This is a genomic window from Streptomyces yatensis (assembly GCF_018069625.1).
Lineage (GTDB): Bacteria > Actinomycetota > Actinomycetes > Streptomycetales > Streptomycetaceae > Streptomyces > Streptomyces yatensis.
Genome location: NZ_CP072941.1, coordinates 7,524,906 through 7,547,669, shown reverse-complemented (window position 1 = coordinate 7,547,669; position 22,764 = coordinate 7,524,906). Strand labels below are relative to the sequence as shown.

Genomic DNA, 22,764 nt, shown 5'->3' with positions numbered 1-22,764 from the left:
ACTGGGCGCGGGCTGGGGATCGCGTCACCGTGTCACCTACTGAGGGGCCGGGGTGGACTGCGCGGAGGCGGAGGAGGTCGCGGAGAGGGCGGTGGGCAGCCCCCACGGGGTCACGGAGGCCGTGCCGGTGCCCGCCCCGGACGGGGTGGCGGCCGAGGGCGCGAGGGCGGACGGGGTGGCCGGCGCCTGGGACGGGGTGGGGTCGAGCGCGGACGGCAGCACCGGGCCGGGGGCGCCGAGCACCGAGGGCTGCCCCGAGGCGGGGGCGGGCACCCCGCTGACCGAGCCGTCCGGGTTGAGGAAGGCCGGGCTGCCACCGGGCACCATCCCCAGCTCGCGGGCGCGCCGCTCCAGTTCGGCGGGGGCGGAGAGCCGGTCGACGTCCTGCTGGAGCGCCTGGCGCTCGTCGGTGAGCTCCCCGGTCTGTTTCTCGAGCCTGCTGAGCTCGAACGACCCCTGGTTGAGGGAGGAGTTCAACAGCAGCAGGGCGATCAGGCCGGAGCCGAGCAGGACCACGACGAGCAGCACGAAGGGCGTGCGCCTGGCCGTGGTGGCCCCCGGCACCGGCCGGCCTTTCGGCCCCGTCCCCCGCACGCTCATGGACCGACCTCTTCCCGGATGCGCTCCGCCCCCCGGAACCGGGCCGGGGCGGCCCGCCGGTTCTCGGCGATCTCCTCCTCGGTGGGCAGCTCCGCGCCGCGGGTGAGCAGCTTCAGCCGGGGCTGGTACTGCTCGGGGACGACCGGCAGCCCGGGGGGCGCCGTATTGCGGGCACCGGCCGCGAACACCTGCTTGACCAGGCGGTCTTCCAGCGAGTGATACGAGAGCACGGCGATCCGCCCGCCGACCGCGAGCGTCCCCACGGCCGCCGGAATGGCCCGCTCCAGGACCGCGAGCTCGCCGTTGACCTCGATCCGCAGCGCCTGGAAGGTGCGCTTGGCCGGATTGCCGCCGGTGCGCTTGGCGGCCTGCGGCAGCGCCGCGCGGATCAGCTCGACGAGCCGGGCGCTGTTGGTGAACGGCTCCTTGGCGCGCTCGCGCACCACCGCGTCCACGATCTTCTTGGCGAACTTCTCCTCGCCGTACGCCCGCAGGATGCGCACCAGCTCGCCCGGGGGGTAGGTGTTGAGCACCTCCGCCGCGCTGACGCCGGTGGTCTGGTCCATCCGCATGTCCAGCGGGGCGTCCTGGGCGTAGGCGAAACCGCGCTCGGCCTCGTCCAGCTGCATGGAGGACACGCCGAGGTCGAAGAGGATCCCCTGGACACGGGGGACGCCGAGCCGGTCGAGGACCTCGGGCAGCTCGTCGTAGACCGCGTGGACCAGCGTGGCCCGGTCGCCGTACGGGGCGAGCCGCTCACCGGCGAGTCGCAGCGCGGACGGGTCGCGGTCCAGGGCGATGAGCCGGGCCTCGGGGAAGTCGCGCAACAGCGCCTCGCTGTGGCCGCCGAGGCCCAGGGTGCAGTCGACCACGACCGCGCCGGGCCGGGCGAGAGCGGGGGCCAGCATGTCCAGGCAGCGCTGGAGCATGACGGGAACATGGAGAGCGTTGCTGCTCATTGCGCTGCTGGTGCGCCCTTCTGAGGATCGGGCGAGGATGGTACGCACCTCCGGGTCCCCGCCCGCTCTGAAGGGGAAGTGGCCTACTGGCGCCGGGGAAGTGACGTCAGGCGACCGGAGCGGGAGGAGGCCGAGGGGTACGTACGCACCGCGCTCACGCGAAATTCCGGGATCCGAGGGGAGCGTCACGCCTCCCACTTCGCGCCACTTTAGTCCACTCGTCCCCTCGGTCAACCAACCGGCCAGCGCGTCCCGCCCCGGGGGTGGTATCGCCTCCCCCGGGCACCACACCGAGGGGCACGGAGGGCTGTGGGTTGCCTCACATCACCCGCTCGGCCCACCCCGTTGCCCTCGTTTGCCCTACCTAAAGAGAAGACAAAGTTCCCTGGTGAGAGGTAGTGTCGTCATCATGTCGATATCAGCGCCGCAGCCGAATCCGTCCACCGACCGCGACGCCCGTACGGGAGAGACGGTCACCGACCGCCTTGTGGAGGCCAACCGCAAGTACGCCGAGAAGTTCACCGACCCCGGAATGGACGCGCGGCCCGTGCAGCGCGTCGCCGTCGTCGCGTGCATGGACGCCCGACTGGACCTGCATGAGGCGCTCGGCCTGGAGCTGGGCGACTGCCACACCATCCGCAATGCCGGCGGTGTGGTCACCGACGACATCATCCGGTCCCTGACCATCAGCCAGCGCGCGCTCGGGACCCGCAGCGTCGTGCTCATCCACCACACCGGCTGCGGTCTGCTGAGCCTCACCGAGGACTTCCGGCATGAGCTGGAGGAGGAGGTGGGCCAGCGTCCGTCGTGGGCGGTCGAGGCGTTCAAGGACCTCGACGCCGACGTCCGCCAGTCGATGCAGCGGGTGCGCACCTCGCCGTTCCTGGTGCACACCGACGACGTCCGCGGTTTTGTCTTCGACGTGACGACGGGTCTGCTGCGGGAGGTCGCACCGCGCGCCTGAGGGATGCCGAGGTTACTGAAGGGATTCAGCGCCCGAACTCGTACAAGCATGACAAATAACCCCGGGTTATCCACAGCCGAGTGACGCGAGGCCGCGGAGACCGCAAGAATGCATAGGTGACATCGTCCCCCGCAACCACGCGGGGGACCGATGTCAGCGTTTGCGGTGGGCCGGTCCGTTCCGAGGGCAACGGCCCTGAGAACGGGCCGAGGAGGGCCGGGTGACGACCTATGACGAGCGAGCGAGCCTCAGCGATCTGACCACCACAGCGGAGCGGATCCGCCGGTCGGTGGAGGGTGTGATCGAGGGCAAGCCCGAGGTCGTACGGCTTTCGCTGACCGTGCTGCTCGCCGAGGGGCATCTGCTGATCGAGGACGTCCCGGGCGTGGGCAAGACCATGCTGGCCAAGGCGCTCGCGCGGTCCATCGACTGCTCCGTGCGGCGGATCCAGTTCACCCCGGACCTGTTGCCGTCCGACATCACCGGCGTGAGCATCTTCGACCAGCAGCGCAAGGAGTTCGAGTTCAAGCCGGGCGCCATCTTCGCCCAGATCGTGATCGGCGACGAGATCAACCGCGCCTCGCCCAAGACCCAGTCCGCGCTGCTGGAGTCGATGGAGGAGCGCCAGGTCACCATCGACGGGGAGAGCTACGAGCTGCCCAACCCCTTCATGGTGGTGGCCACGCAGAACCCGGTCGAGATGGAGGGCACCTATCCGCTGCCCGAGGCGCAGCGCGACCGCTTCATGGCCCGTGTCTCCATCGGATACCCCAGCCCGCAGGCCGAGCTGCAGATGCTCGACATCCACGGCGGCGTCTCCCCGCTGGACGACCTGCAGCCCGTCGCGCACGCCCATGAGATCGTCAAGCTGGTCGAGGCGGTGCGCTCGGTGCACGTCGCCGAGGCCGTCCGGCGTTACGCGGTGGACCTGGTGGCCGCCACCCGCAGCCACCCCGATCTGCGGCTGGGTGCCTCGCCCCGGGCCACGCTGCATCTGCTGCGGGCCGCCAAGGCGTCGGCCGCCCTGGCCGGGCGGGAGTTCGCGCTGCCGGACGATGTGCAGTCCCTCGCCGTGGCGGTGCTGGCGCACCGGCTGCTGCCCACCGCACAGGCCCAGCTGAACCGGCGCACCGCGGAGCAGGTCGTCACGGACATCGTGCAGCGCACCCCGGTGCCCACCTCCGGCTCGCGCGGCACCGGTGGCGGGATGCCCCCGATGCCGCCCATGCCCCCGGCCGACTTCGGCCGGCAGCAGCCGGGCGCGCGGAGGCTGTGATGGCCGCAGGGGGGACGGACATGGGCCCCGAGGGCCCCGGCGCCGGCGAGGACTCGGGCGGGCTGCGGGCCGCCCTCGCCGGGCTGACCACCCGCGGCCGTTCCTTCCTGGCCGCCGGGGTGGCCGCCGCGGTGTGCAGCTATGTCCTGGGCCAGGCGGATCTGCTGCGGGTCGGGCTGCTGCTGGCCGCGCTGCCGCTGGTCTGCGTGGCCGTGGTCTACCGCACCCGGTACCGGGTGGCGGGCAGCAGACGGCTCGCGCCCGCGCGGGTGCCGGCGGGCTCCGAGGCCCGGGTGCATCTGCGGATGGACAATGTCTCGCGGCTGCCCACCGGGCTGCTGATGCTCCAGGACCGGGTGCCCTATGTGCTCGGGCCGCGCCCCCGGTTCGTGCTGGACCGGGTGGAGCCGGGCGGCCGCCGCGAGGTGTCCTACCGGGTCCGCTCGGATCTGCGCGGCCGCTATCCGCTGGGCCCGCTGCAGCTGCGGCTGAGCGATCCGTTCGGGATGTGCGAGCTGACCCGCGCCTTCAGCGCCTACGACACGCTCACGGTGGTCCCCCGGGTCGAGCCGCTGCCCCCGGTGCGCCTGACCGGCGAGGCCGCGGGGTACGGGGACGGGCGGCACCGCTCGCTGGCCCTGGCCGGTGAGGACGATGTCATCCCGCGCGGCTATCGCATAGGCGACGATCTGCGCCGGGTGCACTGGCGGTCCACCGCGCGCTACGGGGAGCTCATGGTCCGCCGGGAGGAGCAGCCGCAGCGGGCCCACTGCACGGTGCTGCTGGACACCCGGCGTACGGCGCACTACGGCTCAGGGCCCGACTCGGCCTTCGAATGGGCGGTCTCCGGGGCGGCCTCGGCCGCGGTCCATCTGCTGGAGCGGGGCTATGCGGTCCGGCTGCTGACCGACTCCGGAAGCTCGGTGCCGGGCCCGGACGGCGGGGGCGGCTTCACCGGCTCCACCCATGACTCGGCGGAGACAGCCGGGCTGATGCTGGACACCCTCGCCGTGGTGGACCACTCCGACGGCGGAGGGCTCTCGCCCGCCTTCGAGGTGCTGCGGGGCGGCGGTGAGGGGCTTCTGGTGGCCTTCCTGGGCGATCTGGACGAGGAGCAGGCGGCGACGGCCGCCCGGATGCGGCACCGCACCACCGCCGCGGTGGCGTTCGTGCTGGACGGCGCGGCCTGGTCGCGCGGGGCGGAGTTCGGGGGCACCCGGGAGCTGGAGGAGCGGCTGCGGCAGCTGCGCGAGGCGGGGTGGACTGCGCTGCCCGTCGGCCCTGGAGCCTCGCTGGCACAGCTGTGGCGGCAGGCCGACACCCAGGGCGCCACCCGGGCGGACGCCGGAGGTCCCACGATCGGCGGCATGACAGGGAGCTGGGCATGAGTGGGAGCGTTCGGCTCGCGATATGTGCGGCGCTGGCCACGGTGGCGGCGGCCTGTGCGCTGCTGCCACTGGTGGACCCGGCGAGCTGGCTGTTGCAGGCCACCCTGTTGCTGGCGGTCCAGAGCGGGACGGGCGTGGCGGCCCGCCGGGTGCCACTGGCCCGCCCGCTGACGGTGGCCACGCAGGCCGTGGTGACGCTGCTGCTGCTCACCCTGGTCTTCGCGCACGAGCAGGCGCTGGGCGGGCTGCTGCCGAGCCCGCAGGCCCTGAACGAGTTCGCGCTGCTGCTGCGCGACGGCGCCGACGACGTGGGGCGGTACGCGATCCCCGCGCCGCTCACCGATGGTATCCGGCTGATGCTGGTGGCCGGGGTGCTCGTGATCGGCCTGGTGGTCGACGCGCTCGCGGTGACCTACCGCAGCGCGGCCCCCGCCGGGCTGCCGCTGCTCGCGCTGTACTCGGTCGCGGCCGGCCTGTCCGACACCGGGAGCGACTGGCTGTGGTTCCTGCTGGCGGCGGCCGGCTATCTGCTGCTGCTCCTGGCCGAGGGCCGGGACCGGCTCTCCCAGTGGGGCCGGGTCTTCAGCGGCGGCGCCCCGCGTCCGGGGGGTATGCCGCCCTCGGGTCTGGCCGGGGCCGGCGGCGCCCCGGCGCTCGCCCCGGTCCGCACCGGCCGCAGGATCGGCGTGCTGGCGCTCGGCATCGCGCTGGTGGTGCCCGCGGCGCTGCCGTCCCTGGACGGCGGGCTGCTGGACCGGCAGGGCAGCGGTGGCGGGTCGGGCAGCGGCGGCGGCACGATCTCGGCGGTCAATCCGCTGGTGTCGCTGCAGGACAGCCTGAACCAGCCGGAGAACAAGGAGGTGCTGCGCTATCGCACCTCCTCGCAGACCACGCAGGATCTGTATCTGCGGATCGTGGCGCTGGACCGGTTCGACGGCACCTCGTGGAAGTCGTCCGAGCGCCATGTCACCGATGTGCCCGGCCAGCTCCCGTCGCCCGCCGGGCTCGGCCCCTCGGTCCGGGTCTCCTCGATCGACACCTCGATCTCGGCCGCCGACTGGTACGCGCAGAACTGGCTGCCCCTCCCCTACCCCGCGTCCAGGGTGGAGATCGACGGGCGCTGGCGGTATGAGCCGGAGGGCCGCACGCTGGTCGGCGACCGCGGCCAGACCACCCGGGGCGCGCGCTACCGGGTCACCAGCCTGCTGGTGGAGCCGACGCCCGAGCAGTTGGCGACCGCGCCCGCACCGCCCTCGCGGCTGCGGAAGGAGTACACCGAGGTGCCGGACTCGCTGCCGTCCGTGGTGGCCAGTACGGCGCGGGAGGTGACCGCCGGCGCGTCCAACGCGTACGAGAAGGCGGTCAAGCTCCAGGACTGGTTCGCGGTGAACGGAGGATTCCGTTACGACACCGAGGTGCAGTCCGGCAGCGGCTCGGCCGCCATCGTCCGGTTCCTGAAGCAGAAGGAGGGCTTCTGCGTCCACTTCTCCTTCTCGATGGCGGCGATGGCCCGGACGCTGGGCATTCCGGCGCGGGTGGCGGTCGGGTTCACCCCCGGCACCGCCCAGGCCGACGGCTCGGTGTCGGTGGGCCTGAAGGACGCGCACGCCTGGCCCGAGCTGTACTTCGAGGGCGTGGGCTGGACCCGTTTCGAGCCCACCCCGAGCCGTGGCACCCAGCCCGACTACACCATGGAGCAGACGCCCTCGGGCAGCCCGTCCGACGAGCCGACGAGCGAGCCCAGCACGACCTCCGAGCCGACGGCCGCCCCGACCGCCTCCGACAGCTGCTCCCTGGAGATGAAGAAGCTGGGCACCTGTGGAGGCGCCGCGGCCCAGCAGCCGGACAACGGCGCCTCGGGCGGCGGCTGGTCGGCGACCAAGGTCACCAGCTGGAGTTCGCTGGCGGTGCTGCTGGCCGTGGTGCCCCTGCTGCCCATGCTGTGGCGGCGGCGGATACGGACCCGCAGACTGGACGGCTCGGGCGGGCGCACCGAGCAGGACGCCGCCGACCGGATCCTCGCCGCCTGGCGTGAACTCACCGATTCGGCCTGGGACTTCGGCGTGCTGCCGGACGACTCGCTGACCTCGCGCAGGGCGGTGGCCCGCATGGTGCGGATCGCCGACCTCGACGACGATTCGGCCCGGGCGGCGCAGCGGGTGGCCGAGGCGGTCGAGCAGGTGCTGTACGCACCGCGGCCGCGCCCGTTCGCGGGCGTCGCCGACGACGTCCGGCAGGTGCTGGCCGGATTCCAGGCCAAGGCGGGGCGGCGGGAGCGGCTGCGGGCGCTGCTGGCGCCGCGGTCCGCGGCTCAGCTGCTGTGGGCGTGGGGACAGCGCTGGTCCGCGCTGGTCCAGCGGTGGGGAGCCCCGCGCTGGGCCCGCTGGGCCTCCCAGCTCCGGCCCCCGCGCGGCCAGGGGAGCTGACCTCGGGGCGGCCTGACCTTCGGGCGGTCCTGAGCCCTTGCCGCTGGGGCCCGGCGGCCGAGGCCCGGCGCTAAGGCCCCGCGGCTGAGCCCCCGCGGCGCGCGCGGGGGCTCAGTCCGTTCGGCCGCTCGGGCACGCCACGGGGGCTCAGGGCCGCCCCCGGGCTCGCTCCAGGACCCTGCGAGAGCCAGGGCCAGGGGCAGGGTGCGGGACGCGGTTGCTGGGCTGGGAGCGGGTTGCAGACCCAGGACACGGTTGCGGGCCCAGGAGCCGGTTGCTGGGCTGGGGCACGGCTGAAGAGCTACGGCCCGGAAGGGCAACCGCACGGTTGAGGGGCGGTCGCCGGTCGGCGACCGCCCCTCAACCGCTCATCCAAGAATTATTCTCAGTGGCCCTGCTCATCGCGGCGACGCTGCCACCGCTCCTCGATACGCGCCATCATCGAACGGCGCTGACGGCCCTGACGGCGGGGAGCCGCCCCGCCACCGCTCTGCGCCTCGCCGGGTTTGGGAGCCTTGCGCCAGCCGGTCACCGCGAGCACCGCACATCCCAGCATGATCAGGAAGCCCACCACGCTGATCCAGATCTGGGGAACGATCACTCCGACCATGAGGAGTGCGATGCCCACCAGAAAACCCGCGACCGCCTGGTAGACCCGTCGCCGGGTGTACGTGCGCAGGCCGCTTCCCTCAAGCGCTGTCGCGAACTTGGGATCTTCGGCGTACAACGCTCGCTCCATTTGCTCGAGCATGCGCTGCTCGTGCTCCGAGAGCGGCACGGAGTCCTCCTACTCGTCGGTCGCGGGGGGCGACCGGGTGCGACCCTTTCAGGATAGGCAGGGAATCGCCCCCGTGAAACCCGCCCCTCAACGCCAATTCGCCCACCCCCACGGGCGTGGCGAAAGTTGACGCTGAGACGTCCATTCCCCTCCCGCCGATTGGCCATGCCGGACGGTGTACCCCGATCATACGGGGCCTGGCGTCCAATCGGGTCTCCTGTGGCCGACTCCACCTGCGCCGCCCGTCGTCCGGTGGGGCAGGAAGGGACCGCTCAGTCCCGCTCGGCGAGAACGTGCAGCTGAGTGGCGACCGAGCGGAAGGCGGGCAGCCCGGCGGCGGCCTCCTCCAGCTGCAACAGGGCGTCCAGCGCCCCGGGCTCGGTGTCCACGAGCACTCCGGGGACCAGATCGGCGAAGACCCGCACCCCGTGCACCGCGGCGATCTCCAGACCGGCCGCCTCCACCAACTCGGACAGCTGGTCGGCGGTGAAGCGGCGCGGCATCGGGTCTCCGGAGCCCCAGCGGCCCTCGGGGTCGGTAAGCGCTTGCCGGGCCTCGGTGAAGTGACCGGCCAGGGCACGGGCCAGCACGGCGCCACCCAGGCCCGCCGCGAGCACGCTGAGGGTCCCGGCGGGGCGCAGGGCCGCCGCCGCGTTCCGCAGGCCCTCGGCGGGGTCGTCCACGTACTCCAGCACGCCATGGCAGAGCACCACGTCGTAACCGCCCCGCTCGACCACGTCGAACAGCCCGTGGGCATCGCCCTGGACTCCGCGCACCCGGTCGGCCACCCCGGCCTCGGCGGCCCGCCGCTCCAGGGCGAACAGGGCGTTCGGACTCGGGTCGACCACGGTGACGCGGTGGCCGAGGCCGGCCACGGGGACGGCGAAATTGCCGCTGCCGCCGCCGGTGTCCAGGACGTCCAGCGCGCCGTGCACGGCCCCGCCCTCGGCGGCCTCCCGGCCCGTGGCCTTGGCCCGCCGTTCCAGGGCGTCTTTCAGGACCTCCCAGACCACGGCGGTACGGAGGGACGCACGGGGGCGCTGCGGGTCTGACACGGCGGGTGGCTCCTCGGCGCGGTGCCGCCACCGCCCGGAGGCGGTGACGACGACTTACTGACGTCGGCGGTCCCAGCCTATTGCCTCCATGGGGCGGGGTGCGCCGAGGCCGCCGGCCCCACGGGCCCGCGGCGGATACCGGACGGACAGCGGCCGGGGCCCGAGCGGATACCGAACGGCGCTCGAGCCGATGCCGCACCGCGCCCCGGCGGACACCGGGCCGCGCCGGGGCGGTCACCGGGCCACCTCTCGCGCTTCCCGGCTCTCACGCTCCCGGCGGGCCCGGCTCGTCGCCCGGCGGGGCCTGGTGGGGCAGGGTCGGCTGGAGCATCAGCATCCGCTCCACCAGCCGCAGGAACATCGCGGTGGCACGCAGCAGATCGTCCGCGTCCCGCCGGCTCGCGGCGCCCTGTATCCCCGCCTCGGCGCGGGCCCGGCGCTCGGCGCCGGAGGCGAACAGCGCGCTCCACTCGGCCAGTTCGGGAGCGACCTCCGGCAAGACCTCCCAGGCGCTGCGGATCCGGGCGCGGCGGCGCGCGGTGGGCTCGGGGCGGCCGCGCACGGCGAGCACGGCGGCGGCTGTGCGCAGGGCGGCCAGATGTGCGGTCGCGAAGCGCTCGTTGGCGGTCTCGAGCGCGGCGGCCTCTTCCAGACCCTGATGGGCCTGGGTGAGCAGACCGGCGGCAGCGGGCGGGGCGGACGCGCGGCGCAGCACGGGGTGGACATCGGTCGCGGGGCCGGTCAACGAGGGGGCAGGGGCGGCGGCACGGTGCCGGCGCGCTGCGGCGGTACTGGCCATGACGAACCTCCTGTCGTCGCGTGGCGGCCGGTCGTGTGGTAGAGCGACCGCCGTATGGGGCCATCGTGGGGCACACCACTGACAATCGGCTCTGACCAGCGCGAACGACCCCGCCGCCCCGTCTGGCCCCGCCATGACCCATACTTGTTTTTGCACTGACCAGTCAGTTCAAAAATCAAGGAAGTGATGTGCGTGGGGGGCACCCCAGAAGCGGAGACCGGGGCGGCGGTGACGGCCGAGGGGCTCGGCGTCAGGGGGTCGCACGGCTGGGCGTTCCGCGGTGCCGGCATCGCCGCCGACTCCGGTGCGCTGATCGCGATCGAGGGCCCGTCCGGCTCGGGCCGCACCTCCCTGCTGCTGACGCTCACCGGCCGGATGCGCCCCACCGAGGGACACGGCGCGGTCGGGGGCTTCCGGGTTCCCCAACAGATGGCGCGCATACGCCGGTTCAGCGCGCTCGCGCACGTACCGGGCGTCAGCGAGCTCGATCCGGTACTCACGGTCGCCGAGCATCTGCGGGAGCGGGCCCTGCTGCGGCGCCGGTTCGCCGACTCCCCGCGCGGGCTGCTGCGCCCGCGCCGTGAGCGGGCCGCCGCGTCCCGGGCCGGGATCGACGCGGCCCTCACGGCCGCCGGGCTGGACCTCGACACGCTGCCCAAGGGGCCGCGTACGGCCGTACGGGACCTGGAGCGGCTGGAGGCGCTGCGGCTGTCGATCGCGCTGGCGCTCATCGCCCGGCCGCGGCTGCTGGCCGTCGACGATGCCGACATGAAGCTCTCGGACACCGAACGCAAGCGCGCCTGGGCGCTGCTGCGGGAGATCGCGGAGGGCGGCACCACGGTCCTCGCGGTGTGCAGCCAGGCTCCGGCCGACGCGGTCGTGGTCCGCACCGCGCGGAAGAGCCCGGCCGAAGAGAGCCGGAAGAGCCATGAGGCCGACGCGGACACCTCCGGCACTCCCTCCGCCGACGAGGCCGCCCACGAAGCCGCCCACGGGGCCGGACCCGACGAGAACGAGAAGGGGGCGGCGGATGCGCTCGCCGAAACTCGCCGCGCTTGAGCTGAAGCGGTTCGGGAGGGGGAAGCTGCCACGGGCGGCGCTGGCCGCCCTGCTCCTGCTGCCGCTGCTCTACGGTGCGCTGTACCTGTGGTCCTTCTGGGACCCGTACGGCAAGCTGGACAAGATCCCGGTCGCCCTCGTCAACTCGGACACCGGCGCCACCGTGAAGGGCGACCGCCTCACCGCGGGCGACGACATCAGCGGCAAGCTGCTCGACAGCAAGACCTTCGACTGGCACCGCACGAGCGCCGCCGAGGCCCGTAAGGGCGTCGCGAACGGCACGTACTACCTCTCGCTGACCGTGCCCTCGGACTTCAGCCGGCAGATCGCCACCAGTTCCGGCAAGTCCCCGGAGACCGGCGCCCTCAAGGTGCGCACCAACGACGCCAACAACTACATCGTCGGCCAGATCTCCCGCTCGGTCTTCTCCGAGGTGCGCGCCGCGGCCTCCACCAAGGCGTCCCGCGGCTTCTACGACAACATCTTCATCTCCTTCGCCGATATCCACGGCGAGACGGAGAAGGCCGCCAAGAGCGCCGACAAGCTCGGTAAGGGCATCGGCAAGGCCAAGAAGGGCGCGGACGACCTCGCCAAGGGCCTGGCCAAGGCCAAGGAGGGCAGCCGCGATCTGAAGTCCGGGCTCGGCACGCTCTACCAGGGCTCCGGGACGCTCAAGACCGGCGCGGGCGGAGTCGCCGACGGCACCCAGTCGCTGTCCGACAAGGTCAACGACGTGGCGGCCAAGGTGCGCCCGTTCCTCAAGGAGCACGGCAAGGAGATCGGGGACGTCTCCCAACTGGTCGCCGACGCCTCCCAGAAGGCGTCCGACAGCCTCGACACCCTGCCCGAGACGACCGCCACGGCGGCCACCAGGGCCCGTAAGGCGTCCGACGACCTCGCCGCCGACTACCGGACCCGCTGCGAGGGGGCGGTGCCCGCCGACCCGGACTGTCCCGCGCTCAAGAAGTCGGTGGCGGCGGCCGACACCGCCGCCGATGTGGCCGAGGACGTCAACAAGCTGGTCCAGGACCACACCACCCAACTCGACGCCCTCGGCGGCCATCTGGACGATCTGCACGACCAGGCGCTCTGGCTCGCGCGGAACGCCCCGCACCTGGGCACCGACCTCGACACCGCCGTACGGAAGGTCAACGCCCTCAACTCCGGGGCGCACAAGGTCGCCAAGGGCGCCGGAACCCTGCACACCGGGCTGAGCACCGCCAAGACCGGCGCCTCCGACCTCGACAGCGGCGTCGGTAAGGCGCGCGGCGGCGCGGACACCCTGGGCGGCGGGATGTTCCGGCTCGTGGACGGCTCGGGCAAGCTCTCCGGCGGGCTGCACGACGGGGCCGACAAGATCCCCGACTACGGCAAGCAGGACCGGGACGCCCGGACCGAGGTGATGGCGGATCCGGTGCGGCTGGTCAACCAGGCGCTGCACAAGGCGCCCAACTACGGCACCGGTTTCGCCCCGTACTTCATCCCGCTCTCCCTGTGGGTCGGCGCGATGGTGGCCTACATGCTGATCCAGCCGCTGAACAAACGCGCGCTCGCGGTGGGTGCCTCCTCCTGGCGGATCGCGTTCGCGGGCTGGCTGCCGGTCGCCGCGATCGGTGTGTTCCAGACGCTGGCCCTGATGGCGGTGTTGCACTGGGCGATCGGCCTGCAGATGGTGCGGGCCGCGGGCACCCTCGGCTTCCTGATGCTGGTCACGGCCTGTTTCGCGGCGATCGTGCAGTGGCTGAACGCCCGCTTCGGACCGGCCGGCCGGATCCTGGTGCTGGCCCTGCTGATGCTCCAGCTGACCTCGGCGGGCGGCACCTATCCGGTGCAGACCAGTCCGCGCTTCTTCAACGCCATCCATCCCTTCCTGCCCATGACCTACGTGGTGGACGGGCTGCGCCGGCTCATCACCGGCGGCGGGCTCGGCCCGGTCTGGCTGGCCTGTGGGGTGCTCCTGGGATTCAGCGCGGCGGCCCTGGCGCTCACCGCGTGGTCGGCGCGGCGGCGGCAGGTATGGTCGGTGGACCGGCTGCATCCGGAGCTGAGCCTGTGAGCGGCATAACATCAACAACGGGCAGAATCGGCGCCATGGACAGCAGCAGCACGCGCCGCCAGGCCACACGCCAGAAACTCTTCGAGGCGGCGGTGACCCTCATCGCCGAACAGGGCTTCTCCTCCACCACAGTGGACGAGATCGCCGAGCGGGCCGGGGTGGCCAAGGGCACGGTCTACTACAACTTCGCCAGTAAGACCGTGCTCTTCGAGGAGCTGCTGCAGCACGGCATCGAGCTGCTGACCGCATCCCTGCAGAGCGCCGCCGACGAGAACGCCGAGCGCGGCGGCAGCCATGTGGACGCGCTGGACGCCATGGTCCGGGCCGGGCTGGACTTCATCTCCCGCTATCCGTCGCTGACCCAGCTGTACGTGGCCGAGCTGTGGCGCACCAACCGCGCCTGGCAGTCCACCTTGATGATGGTCCGGCAGCGGGCCATAGCGGTGATCGAGGCCGAGCTGCGGGCCGGGGTGGCCGCGCAGGAGTTCAGCGGGGAGATCGACATCCCGCTGACGGCGTCGGCGCTGTTCGGGATGGTGCTGGTGGCCGCTCTGGACTGGCAGTCCTATCAGCCGGAGCGGTCGCTGGAGGATGTGCACGCGGCGCTGTCGCGGCTGCTGCAGGGCCGCGTCGGCGGGACCGTGGCCTCCGGATAGCCGACCGCGCCTCCGGATGGCCCGGCCTGGCGGGCGGATCGACTCCCCCGGACACACGTAGAAGGCGCTGTTCCGGCAGATCGACTCTCGTCGACCTGACCGGAACAGCGCCTCCCCCCGTAACTCCCCCGTACTTCCCCCGTTGGAGGCTCCTGGTTCAGGAGACTCCCGGTGACTCCCACCTTTCGTCCGGGCCGCCGCGCCGTTCCGCCGCCCCGTGCCGGCGGTCCGGCGCGCGGCCCTTCCGTATGCACCACTCTCCCGTCCGAGCAGGTGGCGGCCCATCCGCGCGACTACTCATCTCCTCGGCTGAGTACGCGTACTCAGGTCTGGGCGCTCGTGCCCAGGCGCGGTGGCCCGGCTGTCGGTGGGGGCGGATAAAGTCGCGGTCATGGCACGGATTGTGGTGATCGGCTCCGGGATGGGCGCCATGGCGGCGGCCGCCCGGCTGGCCGTGGCGGGCCACCGGGTGGTGGTGTACGAGCGCGGGCGGACCCATGGCGGCGGGGTCGGCCGCTTCGCGCGGGACGGATTCCGTTTCGACACCGGCCCGGGGCTGCTGCACCTGCCCGCCGTCTACCGGGATCTGTTCGTGAAGACCGGCAAGCAGACCCTGGAGCAGAGCGTCGAGCTCATCCAGGTCGACCCGGCGAGCCGCCATCTTTTCGCCGACGGGACGGATGTCCGGCTGCCCAATGCCTCCCGGGCCGGGGTGCTCCAGGCGCTGGACGGCGCCTTCGGCGCGGGCGCGGGCGAGCGCTGGAGCGATCTGGTCAACCGGGCGCGTGAGGTGTGGGACGCCACCCGCAGACCGCTCCTGGAGGAGCCGCTGCGCGCCGACTGGCGGGTCCTGGGCCGCGATCCCTATCCGGCCGCCCCCGTGCGGCGCCGCGGGCGGCTCGGCGGGCTGTTCGGCCGGGGCGGCGCCGACGGTCCGCCCACGCTCGCCGCCGTGGCCCGCCGTGAGCTGAAGGATCCGCGGGCCGGGGCCCTTCTGGAGAGCCATGCGCTGGCGCACGGCCTCGACCCGCGCTCCGCCCCCGCCGCGGCCACCGTACTGCCCTATGTCGAGCAGACGTTCGGCACCTGGTATGTGCGCGGGGGCATGCGGGCGCTGGCCGATGCCCTGCATGAGCGCTGCCGCCAGCGGAAGGTCGAGTTCCACTTCGACGCCGAGGTCACCGGCATCGTGGAGAAGGACGGCCGCGCGGCGGGCGTGGAGCTGGCCGACGGCACCGTCGCGGAGGCCGACGCGGTGGTCTCGGGCATCGACCCCGCCCTGCTGCCCCCGCTGCTCGGCGGACAGGCGCCCTGGCGGGAGGGGGACGTGCGGCCGGAGCCCGGCGTAGGCGGCGGCACGCCGGGGCGGCTGACCGTCTTTCTGGCGCTGCGCGGCGCCCGCCCCGAGGAGACCGCACACCGCACCGTGGTCCACGCCCCGGACCGGGAGGCGGAGTTGGATGCCGTCTTCGGCGACGGCAGCGGGCTCCGCGAGCCCTGCCCCCACCCCACGGTCACCGTGCTGCGCCCGGACGACCCCACGGTCCGCCCGGACGAGGAGCACGAGGCCGTCACCCTTACCGCCGTCGTCGCCCCGCACGGCCCGGTGGACTGGACGGACGGCTCGGCGGCGGAGCAGGACGCCCAGCGGCTGATCACGGCCGCCGAGGCCGCGATACCGGGGCTGCGGGACCGGATGCTGTGGCATGAGGTCCGCACACCCGCCGACACCGGGGCGGAGACGGGCGCCAGGGGCGGCGCCGTGCCGGGCCCGGTGCTCGCCGGGGCGGACGGCGCGTTTCTGCGGCCCGCCAATGTCACCCGGCTCCCGGGCCTGTATCTGGCGGGCGGCTGGGCCCATCCGGGCGGCGGGCTCGCCCACGCCGGGATGTCGGGCGCGCTGGTGGCCGGGCTGATCGTCGAGGGCGAGGACTGGCGCGGCTCCCAGTAGAGCGGCTCCCAGAACTCCCAGAACTCCCAGGGCCCCTACGGCTCTCAGGGCACCGGGGCACCCGGAGCACCCGGAGCACCCAGGAAACGCGTGAGCCCGCTCCCGGGGAGCGGGCTCACCTGGCAGCGGGGCTCAGTAGCGGTACTGCTCGTCGAAGCCCTGGGGATAGCCCTGACCCTGTTGCTGCTGCTGGTACGGGTACGCCTGCTGGTCCGGCGCGGGCGCGGCGTCGCCTTCGCGCTGCTGCGGCACCCAGGGCCCGCCGGACTGCATCACGTCGTACGCCGGGTCAGGCGAGGGGTAAGAGGCGTCGGCCGCCCAGTGGTCGCCGCCATAGGCCCCGGCGCCGTACGGATCCTGCTGGCCGTAGGCCGCGTACTGGTCGGCGTACTGCTGCTGGCCGTAACCCTGCTGGTCGTAACCCTGCTGCTCATAGGGCTGGGCCTGGGGCTGGGCGCCGCCGTACGGGTCCTGTCCGTAGGCCGCGTACGCCTCGTTCCCGTAGCCGTACTGCCCGCCCTGGCCCATCTGGTCCGCGTAGACGTCCTGGCCGTAGTTCTGGCCCTGCCCCTGGCTGTGGTCCTGCTGCGAGCCGTAGCCGCCGTACGTCTCGTACGCGCTGTAGCCACCGGCCACCTCGCCGCCGTACGCGCCCGCGCCCGCGGCCGGGGTGAAGGCCGACGGCTCCTCGTAGACGCCGTATTCGCCGGTGTCATCGGGCAGCGGCTGCGGCTGGTACGTGGGCGGCTCCGGCTGCGCCGCCGGGACCGCCTCCAGGTCGGACACCTCGAGGATCGGCTCCTTGTCCGCGTCGTCCACCCGGGGGCCGCGCTCCTCGCGGCCGAGCAGCCCGGGCAGCCCGCCGCTCAGCGCCCAGCCCGCGGCGAAGCCGCGCCGGAAGGAGAGCGTCACATACGTCTGGCCTATGGCGAAGGCGATCGCCCCCACCCCGATCACCGGAACCGAGGGGATCAGCACGCCGACGACCACGCCCAGAAAGCCGACGAAGGCCAGCAGCCGCCAGCGCAGCCGCGCCTTGTACTGCAGGAGGACCTCCCCCAGCAGCCACAGCGCGACGACGCCGAAAGCGATGTAGAGGACCGTCCAGCCCATGCCCGCCCCTCTCAATGCGGCCGCCCGTCGGCTGCCGTCATCAGGATCAGGACCGCTGATGCAGTCCCAGATTCTCGTAGATTTCCAGCGTCGCCGGGGAGTGGTTCAGGGTGATGAAGTGCAGCCCGGGGATCTCCTCGGCCATCAACCGCGCGCACACCTGCGTGGCGTAGTCGATTCCGATCGAGCGTACAGCCGCCGGGTCGTCTTTCACCGCCAGGATCCGTTCAGCCAGTCCGGGCGGGAACGCGGCATTGCTGAGCTGCGCGAACCGCTCGATCTGCTTGACGTTCGTGACGGGCATGATCTCAGGGATGATCGGTGTCGTACAGCCCGCTGCCGCGACCCGGTCGCGCAGCCGCAGATAGTCCTCGGGGTAGAAGAACATCTGCGTGATGGCGAAGTCGGCGCCCGCACGGCACTTGTCGATGAAGTGACGGATGTCGGTGTCCCAGTCCGTCGAGCGGGGGTGCATCTCGGGGAACGCGGCCACGCCGACGCAGAAGTCCCCGGACTCCTTGATCAGCCGGACCAGCTCGGCGGCGTAGGTGAGGCCGTCCGGGTGCCGGACCCACTCCCCCGTGGGGTCGCCCGGCGGGTCGCCGCGCAGGGCCAGCATGTTCCGGATCCCGGCATCGGCGTACTGCCCGATGATGTTGCGCAGGTCGGCCCGGGAGTGGTTGACGGCGGTCAGATGGGCGACGGGGGTGAGCGTGGTGTCCGTCGCGATGCGCTCGGTGACGCGCACGGTGCCCTCACGGGAGGAACCGCCGGCTCCGTAGGTCACGGAGACGAAGGTGGGCGAGACGGCTTCCAGCCTGCGGATGGCGTTCCACAGCGTCTGCTCGCCCTTCGCCGTCTTGGGGGCGAAGAATTCGAAGGAATACGACTGCTCGCCCGATGCGAGCAGATCGCGCACGGTCCGGGCGCGATCGGTCCTGGTGGAAGCGGTGCCTAGGGCCATACGTGCAGGCTATCCACCCGGCTCGGCTACGCCCACCCGACCCCGGAGATTTGGGGGTTTTGCCAGCTTTCTGTCCGCAGTGCGGACAGCTCGGCGCACCCTCGACCGGCGGACGAGCCGGGCCGGATGAAAACCGGGTGAAAGTCGGGTGACAAACCGGGTGACAAGCCGGGGCCGGGCCCCGGTCAGGCCGCGCGCACCCGCTTCGCCAGCTCCGCCGTCGCCGCCGCCGGGTCGTCGGCGGCCGTGATGGCCCGGACCACGACGATGCGGCGGGCGCCCGCCTCCAGGACCTGATCCAGGTTGGAGGCGTCGATTCCGCCGATGGCGAACCACGGCCGCTCGGTGCCGAGCGCCGCGGCGTGGCGCACCAGGGGCAGCCCGGGGGCGTGGCGGCCCGGCTTGGTGGGGGTGGGCCAGCAGGGGCCGGTACAGAAATAGTCCACCCCGGGCTGGACGACCGCCGCGTCCACCTCGGCCTCCGCATGGGTGGAGCGCCCGATCAGCACGTCCGCGCCGAGGATCGCGCGCGCCGCGGGCACCGGCAGATCGCCCTGGCCCAGATGGAGCACATCCGCGCCGATGGCATGCGCGACATCGGCGCGGTCGTTGACGGCGAGCAGCTTTCCGTGGCGACGGCAGGCGTCCGCGAAGACCTGGAGGTGCGCCAGCTCCTCGGCCGCCTCCATCTCCTTCTCCCGCAGCTGGACGATGTCCACCCCCGCCGCCAGGACGGCGTCCAGGAACTCCGGCAGGTCGCCCTGGCGCTTCCGCGCGTCGGTGCACAGATAGAGGCGGGCATCGGCCAGCTGCTCATGAGCGGTGGCGGTGGACATGGTTCGGTCCCCCCGGAGGGTCGGCGGCGTACGGACCGTGCGCGGAGCCCGGCCCGTACGCCGGGTACGACAACGTGCGACTAGGTGCGGCTACATGCGACTACGTGCGGCTACGTGCGGCTACGTGCGGCTACGTGCCACTACATGCCCTTGCGCGCGGCAAGGACGACGTAGGCGCGAGAGCGACCAGCCCTGTACACGCCCCGTACGAGCTGTGGACGAGCCCCGTACGGAAGACGGCGGAAGGCTGGACGGGAGCGGCGTCAGACGGCGAGCGCCTGCGCGCGCCGCTTCACTTCCGTACCGCGATTCTCGCTCAGGGCCCGCGCCGGGGTGCCGGGCAGGCTCGGGTCGGGGGTGAAGAGCCACTCCAGCATCTCTTCGTCACTGAAGCCGTCGTCCTTCAACAGCGTCAAGGTGCCCACGAGGCCCTTGACGACCTTTCCGTCGGCGATGAACTCCTCGGGCACCTGAAGCACCCTGTTCTCGCCACGGCGCACCGCGATCAGCTGGCCCTCCTTGACCAGCTGCCGGACGCGCGTCACCTCGACACCGAGTCGTTCGGCGACGTCGGGGAGGGTGAGCCAGGCGGGGACGAGAGCATCGATCTTTGCGTCAATCTCGGTCACGGAACAAGCCTGCCATCTGGGACTGACAGTGGGTAGCCGGGCGCCCGCCGCGCGGGCCGCTTCGGCCCGCTCCGGACGCCCCGCCCACTGACCGGCCGGCCGGTCAGCAGACGGCCGACTTCAGCGGCACCGACGGGTCCTCGGCCCGCGTCCGGTCCAGCCGGGCGCCGCGCTCGATCAGCTTGCGTCCCTGGGCCAGATCGCGCGGACGGCCGACGGCCAGCAGGGCGACCAGGGCGCCCTCGCGCAGCCAGCACACCGACCAGGCGGCACCGGTCGGATCGCCGCGCCAGACCAGTTCGTCGCCCTCCGAATGGTGCCCGGCGTACTGCACGAAGCGCCCGAACTGCTCGGACCAGAAGTACGGCACCGGGTCGTAGACCGCGCCCGGGAAGTGGGCGGCCGTCCGGCTCCCGACCACATTGGCGGCGACGGTGCGCGGGCCCTGCAGCGCGTTGTCCCAGTGGTGCACCAGCAGCCGCGTGCCGTAGCGGGCGGACGGGAAGGAGGCGCAGTCGCCGACCGCGTAGACGTCCGGCGCCGAGGCGCGCAGCCGGTCGTCGGCGGCGACGGAGCGGTCCTCGGCCAGCTCCACGCCCGAGCCCGCCAGCCAGTCCGTGGCCGGCCGGGCCCCGATCCCGACCACCACCGCGCCCGCCCGCAGCCGGGTGCCGTCGCCGAGCACCAGCCCGCTCTCGTCCACGGAGGCCACCCGTGCGCCGGTCACCAGCCGGGCGCCGCAGTCCTCGTACCAGGCCGCCATGGGGGCCGCGACCTCGGGCGGGAGGGCGCCCGCCAGCGGCCGGTCCGCGGCCTCGACGACGGTCACGGCGCAGCCCGCCTCGCGCGCCGCCGTGGCGAACTCCGCGCCGATCCAGCCCGCCCCCACGACCGCGATCTCGCGCTGCCGGGCGAGCAGCGGGCGCAGCCGCACCGCGTCGTCCAGGGTGCGCAGCAGATGGACGCCGGGCACGCCCTCGCTGCCCGGCAGCGGGACCGGCTCGGCGCCGGTGGCGAGCACCAGGACGTCGTACGGGAGCTGTCCGGTCGCGGTCTCGACGAGCCGCTTGTCCGTGCGGAGCCCGGTGACCTGGACGCCGAGCCGCAGCGCGATGCCGAGCCCGGCGAAGTCCACGTCGAGCGTCGAACCCTCGGCCTTGCCGAGCAGCACGGCCTTGGACAGCGGCGGCCGGTCGTAGGGCTGGTGGGTCTCCGCGCCCAGCAGGACGATCTCCCCCGCCCAGCCCTGTTCGCGCAGCGCGACGGCGGTCTGCACCCCCGCCATGCCCGCTCCGACGATCACCACCCGCTGTTCGCCGCCGCCGCTCGAGGACGGCTTCGTCGTCGTCTCATCGCTCACACGATCACTGTATTGCGGCTGGTGGGGCGGACCGCAGAGGGCGAGGGGAGATCTCGGGCACAGAGCCCCGCCGGGGCGCCGCCCCGGACCCCGCTCCTCAAACGCCGGAGGGGCTGGATCGCGGCGGGTGGCCGGGCTTTCGGGGGGTTCGGGGCTCGTACTAGGGTGGCGGGACAGAGCACTCGCGGGAGCCCGGACGCACCGGGCTGAGAGGGAGGCTGAAACGGCCTCCGACCGTACGAACCTGATCCGGGTCATGCCGGCGAAGGGAGGGGCAGCGTGTCCACGCACGCACCAGGTCACGACGACCGACCACACACCTCGGGGCCCGACGGCCCACCATCCGTGGGCGGACCGGCCGACGGGCGCTACGACGTCCTCGTCATCGGCGGCGGCATCATCGGGCTGGTCACGGCCTGGCGGGCGGCCCAGCGGGGGCTGCGCACCGCCCTCGCCGACCCGGCGCCCGGTGGCGGAGCCGCCTGGGTCGCGGCCGGGATGCTGGCCGCCGTCACCGAGCTTCATTACGGCGAACAGACCCTGCTCGGGCTCAACATGGCCTCCGCGCGCCGCTATCCGGACTTCGTGGCCGAGCTGGAGGAGGCGAGCGGCCAGGACGTGGGGCACCGCGCGTGCGGCACGCTCGCCGTGGCGTTCGACGCCGACGACCGCGCCCAGCTGCGGGAGCTCCACACGTTCCAGCAGGGGCTCGGGCTGGAGTCCGAATGGCTGACGGGGCGTGAATGCCGCCGCCTGGAACCGATGCTCGCGCCGGGCGTCCACGGCGGGCTGCGCGTCTCCGGCGACAACCAGGTCGACCCACGGCGGCTGACCGCCGCGCTGCTCACCGCGTGCGAGCGGGCCGGGGTCGCCTTCCACCGCGCCCGCGCGGAGCGGCTGCTGCTGGACGGCGACCGCGCCACCGGGGTCGAGCTGACCGGGGGCACGCGCCTGGCCGCCGAGCGGACCGTACTGGCCGCCGGCAGCCTCAGCGGACGGCTCGCGGGCGTCCCCGACGACGTCCTGCCGCCCGTACGACCCGTCAAGGGGCAGGTGCTGCGGCTGTCGGTGCCCGAGCGGTACGCGCCGTTCCTCTCCCGGACCGTACGGGCCGTGGTGCGCGGCGGGCCGGTCTACCTGGTGCCGCGCGAGAACGGCGAGCTGGTCATCGGCGCGACCAGCGAGGAGCTGGGCTGGGACACCACGGTCACCGCGGGAGGGGTGTACGAACTGCTGCGGGACGCCCATGAGGTGGTGCCCGGCATCACCGAACTGCCACTGGTGGAGACGTGTGCCGGGCTGCGCCCCGGCTCGCCCGACAACGCCCCGATGCTCGGCCCGACCGCGCTGCCGGGGCTGCTGCTGGCCACCGGCCACCACCGCAACGGCGTCCTGCTCACCCCGATCACCGGCGATGTCATGGCCGAGGCGCTGACGAGCGGAGAACTCCCGCCGGAGGCCCGGCCGTTCACTCCGCTGCGTTTCGCGGCCCCCTCGGCGGCCGGGGCGGCCCCGGCCGCCCCCGCCGCCGCCCCCGCAGCCACCCCCTCCCCAGCACAGGAGCAGCACCCATGACCGTCTCCGTCAACGGCGAACCCCGCGAGGTCCCGGACGGGACCACCCTCGACCGGGTCGTCGCGACCCTCACCCAGGCGCCCTCCGGCGTCGCCGCCGCCGTCAACGAGACGGTCGTCCCACGCACCCAATGGCCCGCGACCCCGCTCGGCGACGGTGATCGCGTCGAGGTCCTCACCGCGGTCCAAGGAGGCTGATCCCCCATGGCTCCCACCACGACCACCACGAGCACCACACCCGTCACCACCGGCGCGAACACCCCGGACGCCCCGGACGCCACGGACGCCACGAAGGCCCCCGGCCGCGCGCCTCTCGCCGTC

General features: G+C 73.2%; 20 protein-coding genes and 1 riboswitch. Of the genes, 10 read left to right on the top strand and 10 right to left on the bottom strand.

Annotation, left to right across the window (positions count from 1 at the left end; all coding sequences use genetic code 11):
* Positions 1-36: 36 nt before the first annotated feature.
* The gene (ftsL, locus tag J8403_RS31435; protein WP_211126119.1) at positions 37-600 is read right to left on the bottom strand and encodes a cell division protein FtsL; all 564 of its coding nucleotides are present in this window, start codon (positions 598-600) and stop codon (positions 37-39) included.
* Positions 597-1,559 (bottom strand): 16S rRNA (cytosine(1402)-N(4))-methyltransferase RsmH, encoded by a 963-nt coding sequence (gene rsmH, locus J8403_RS31430; protein ID WP_211126118.1) that lies wholly within the window; start codon positions 1,557-1,559, stop codon positions 597-599. The genes ftsL and rsmH overlap by 4 nt, the downstream gene beginning before the upstream one ends.
* A gap of 409 nt (positions 1,560-1,968) precedes the next feature.
* Between rsmH and J8403_RS31425 the strand changes: the two genes are divergently transcribed.
* From J8403_RS31425 to J8403_RS31410, 4 genes are all read left to right on the top strand, one after another.
* Positions 1,969-2,523, top strand: a complete 555-nt coding sequence (locus J8403_RS31425; protein ID WP_211126117.1) for a beta-class carbonic anhydrase — start codon at positions 1,969-1,971, stop codon at positions 2,521-2,523.
* Between the two features lie 220 nt (positions 2,524-2,743).
* Positions 2,744-3,799 (top strand): AAA family ATPase, encoded by a 1,056-nt coding sequence (locus tag J8403_RS31420; protein WP_211126116.1) that lies wholly within the window; start codon positions 2,744-2,746, stop codon positions 3,797-3,799.
* On the top strand, positions 3,799-5,187 hold the full coding sequence (locus J8403_RS31415) for a DUF58 domain-containing protein (RefSeq protein WP_211126115.1): 1,389 nt from the start codon (positions 3,799-3,801) through the stop codon (positions 5,185-5,187). The genes J8403_RS31420 and J8403_RS31415 overlap by 1 nt, the downstream gene beginning before the upstream one ends.
* Positions 5,184-7,613, top strand: coding sequence for a transglutaminase TgpA family protein (locus tag J8403_RS31410; protein ID WP_211126114.1), 2,430 nt, complete (start codon positions 5,184-5,186; stop codon positions 7,611-7,613). Before J8403_RS31415 ends, J8403_RS31410 begins: the two co-directional genes overlap by 4 nt.
* Before the next feature lie 385 nt (positions 7,614-7,998).
* Here the strand turns inward: J8403_RS31410 and J8403_RS31405 are convergent, their stop codons facing one another.
* The 3 genes from J8403_RS31405 to J8403_RS31395 form a co-directional block, all read right to left on the bottom strand.
* The gene (locus J8403_RS31405) at positions 7,999-8,391 is read right to left on the bottom strand and encodes a DUF3040 domain-containing protein (protein ID WP_211126113.1); all 393 of its coding nucleotides are present in this window, start codon (positions 8,389-8,391) and stop codon (positions 7,999-8,001) included.
* 272 nt (positions 8,392-8,663) lie between these two features.
* Positions 8,664-9,446 carry a methyltransferase gene (locus J8403_RS31400; RefSeq protein WP_093461116.1) on the bottom strand — a complete coding sequence of 261 codons (783 nt, stop codon included), beginning with the start codon at positions 9,444-9,446 and terminating at the stop codon, positions 8,664-8,666.
* 265 nt (positions 9,447-9,711) lie between these two features.
* Positions 9,712-10,245 carry an SAV_6107 family HEPN domain-containing protein gene (locus J8403_RS31395; protein ID WP_211126112.1) on the bottom strand — a complete coding sequence of 178 codons (534 nt, stop codon included), beginning with the start codon at positions 10,243-10,245 and terminating at the stop codon, positions 9,712-9,714.
* 186 nt (positions 10,246-10,431) lie between these two features.
* Here J8403_RS31395 and J8403_RS31390 point away from each other — a divergent pair, with 186 nt between their 5' ends.
* From J8403_RS31390 to J8403_RS31375, 4 genes are all read left to right on the top strand, one after another.
* Positions 10,432-11,304 carry an ATP-binding cassette domain-containing protein gene (locus J8403_RS31390; RefSeq protein ID WP_211128526.1) on the top strand — a complete coding sequence of 291 codons (873 nt, stop codon included), beginning with the start codon at positions 10,432-10,434 and terminating at the stop codon, positions 11,302-11,304.
* Positions 11,276-13,360, top strand: coding sequence for a YhgE/Pip family protein (locus J8403_RS31385; protein ID WP_211126111.1), 2,085 nt, complete (start codon positions 11,276-11,278; stop codon positions 13,358-13,360). Before J8403_RS31390 ends, J8403_RS31385 begins: the two co-directional genes overlap by 29 nt.
* Before the next feature lie 35 nt (positions 13,361-13,395).
* Positions 13,396-14,016 carry a TetR/AcrR family transcriptional regulator gene (locus J8403_RS31380; protein ID WP_211126110.1) on the top strand — a complete coding sequence of 207 codons (621 nt, stop codon included), beginning with the start codon at positions 13,396-13,398 and terminating at the stop codon, positions 14,014-14,016.
* 391 nt (positions 14,017-14,407) lie between these two features.
* Positions 14,408-15,967 carry a phytoene desaturase family protein gene (locus J8403_RS31375; protein ID WP_211126109.1) on the top strand — a complete coding sequence of 520 codons (1,560 nt, stop codon included), beginning with the start codon at positions 14,408-14,410 and terminating at the stop codon, positions 15,965-15,967.
* A gap of 132 nt (positions 15,968-16,099) precedes the next feature.
* Here J8403_RS31375 and J8403_RS31370 read toward each other — a convergent pair whose 3' ends face one another.
* The 5 genes from J8403_RS31370 to J8403_RS31350 all read right to left on the bottom strand — a co-directional run bounded on the left by J8403_RS31370 (position 16,100) and on the right by J8403_RS31350 (position 20,794).
* Complete coding sequence (locus J8403_RS31370; RefSeq protein ID WP_211126108.1) at positions 16,100-17,080, bottom strand: hypothetical protein; 981 nt, start codon at positions 17,078-17,080, stop codon at positions 16,100-16,102.
* Between the two features lie 46 nt (positions 17,081-17,126).
* Entirely contained in the window at positions 17,127-18,044 is a 918-nt protein-coding gene (metF, locus tag J8403_RS31365; protein ID WP_211126107.1) for a methylenetetrahydrofolate reductase [NAD(P)H], read from the bottom strand.
* 185 nt (positions 18,045-18,229) lie between these two features.
* Positions 18,230-18,880 carry a thiamine phosphate synthase gene (thiE, locus tag J8403_RS31360; RefSeq protein ID WP_211126106.1) on the bottom strand — a complete coding sequence of 217 codons (651 nt, stop codon included), beginning with the start codon at positions 18,878-18,880 and terminating at the stop codon, positions 18,230-18,232.
* A 263-nt stretch (positions 18,881-19,143) separates the two neighbouring features.
* Complete coding sequence (locus J8403_RS31355) at positions 19,144-19,509, bottom strand: Rv2175c family DNA-binding protein (RefSeq protein ID WP_119987167.1); 366 nt, start codon at positions 19,507-19,509, stop codon at positions 19,144-19,146.
* Positions 19,510-19,612: 103 nt separating this feature from the next.
* Positions 19,613-20,794 carry an NAD(P)/FAD-dependent oxidoreductase gene (locus J8403_RS31350; protein ID WP_246586401.1) on the bottom strand — a complete coding sequence of 394 codons (1,182 nt, stop codon included), beginning with the start codon at positions 20,792-20,794 and terminating at the stop codon, positions 19,613-19,615.
* 249 nt (positions 20,795-21,043) lie between these two features.
* Positions 21,044-21,157, top strand: a riboswitch (TPP riboswitch).
* A 57-nt stretch (positions 21,158-21,214) separates the two neighbouring features.
* On the opposite strand from J8403_RS31350, the gene thiO reads away from it, so the two are divergent.
* Both thiO and thiS read left to right on the top strand, forming a co-directional pair.
* Complete coding sequence (gene thiO / locus J8403_RS31345; protein WP_211128524.1) at positions 21,215-22,444, top strand: glycine oxidase ThiO; 1,230 nt, start codon at positions 21,215-21,217, stop codon at positions 22,442-22,444.
* Positions 22,441-22,641 carry a sulfur carrier protein ThiS gene (thiS, locus tag J8403_RS31340; protein ID WP_059143435.1) on the top strand — a complete coding sequence of 67 codons (201 nt, stop codon included), beginning with the start codon at positions 22,441-22,443 and terminating at the stop codon, positions 22,639-22,641. The genes thiO and thiS overlap by 4 nt, the downstream gene beginning before the upstream one ends.
* Positions 22,642-22,764 lie beyond the last annotated feature (123 nt).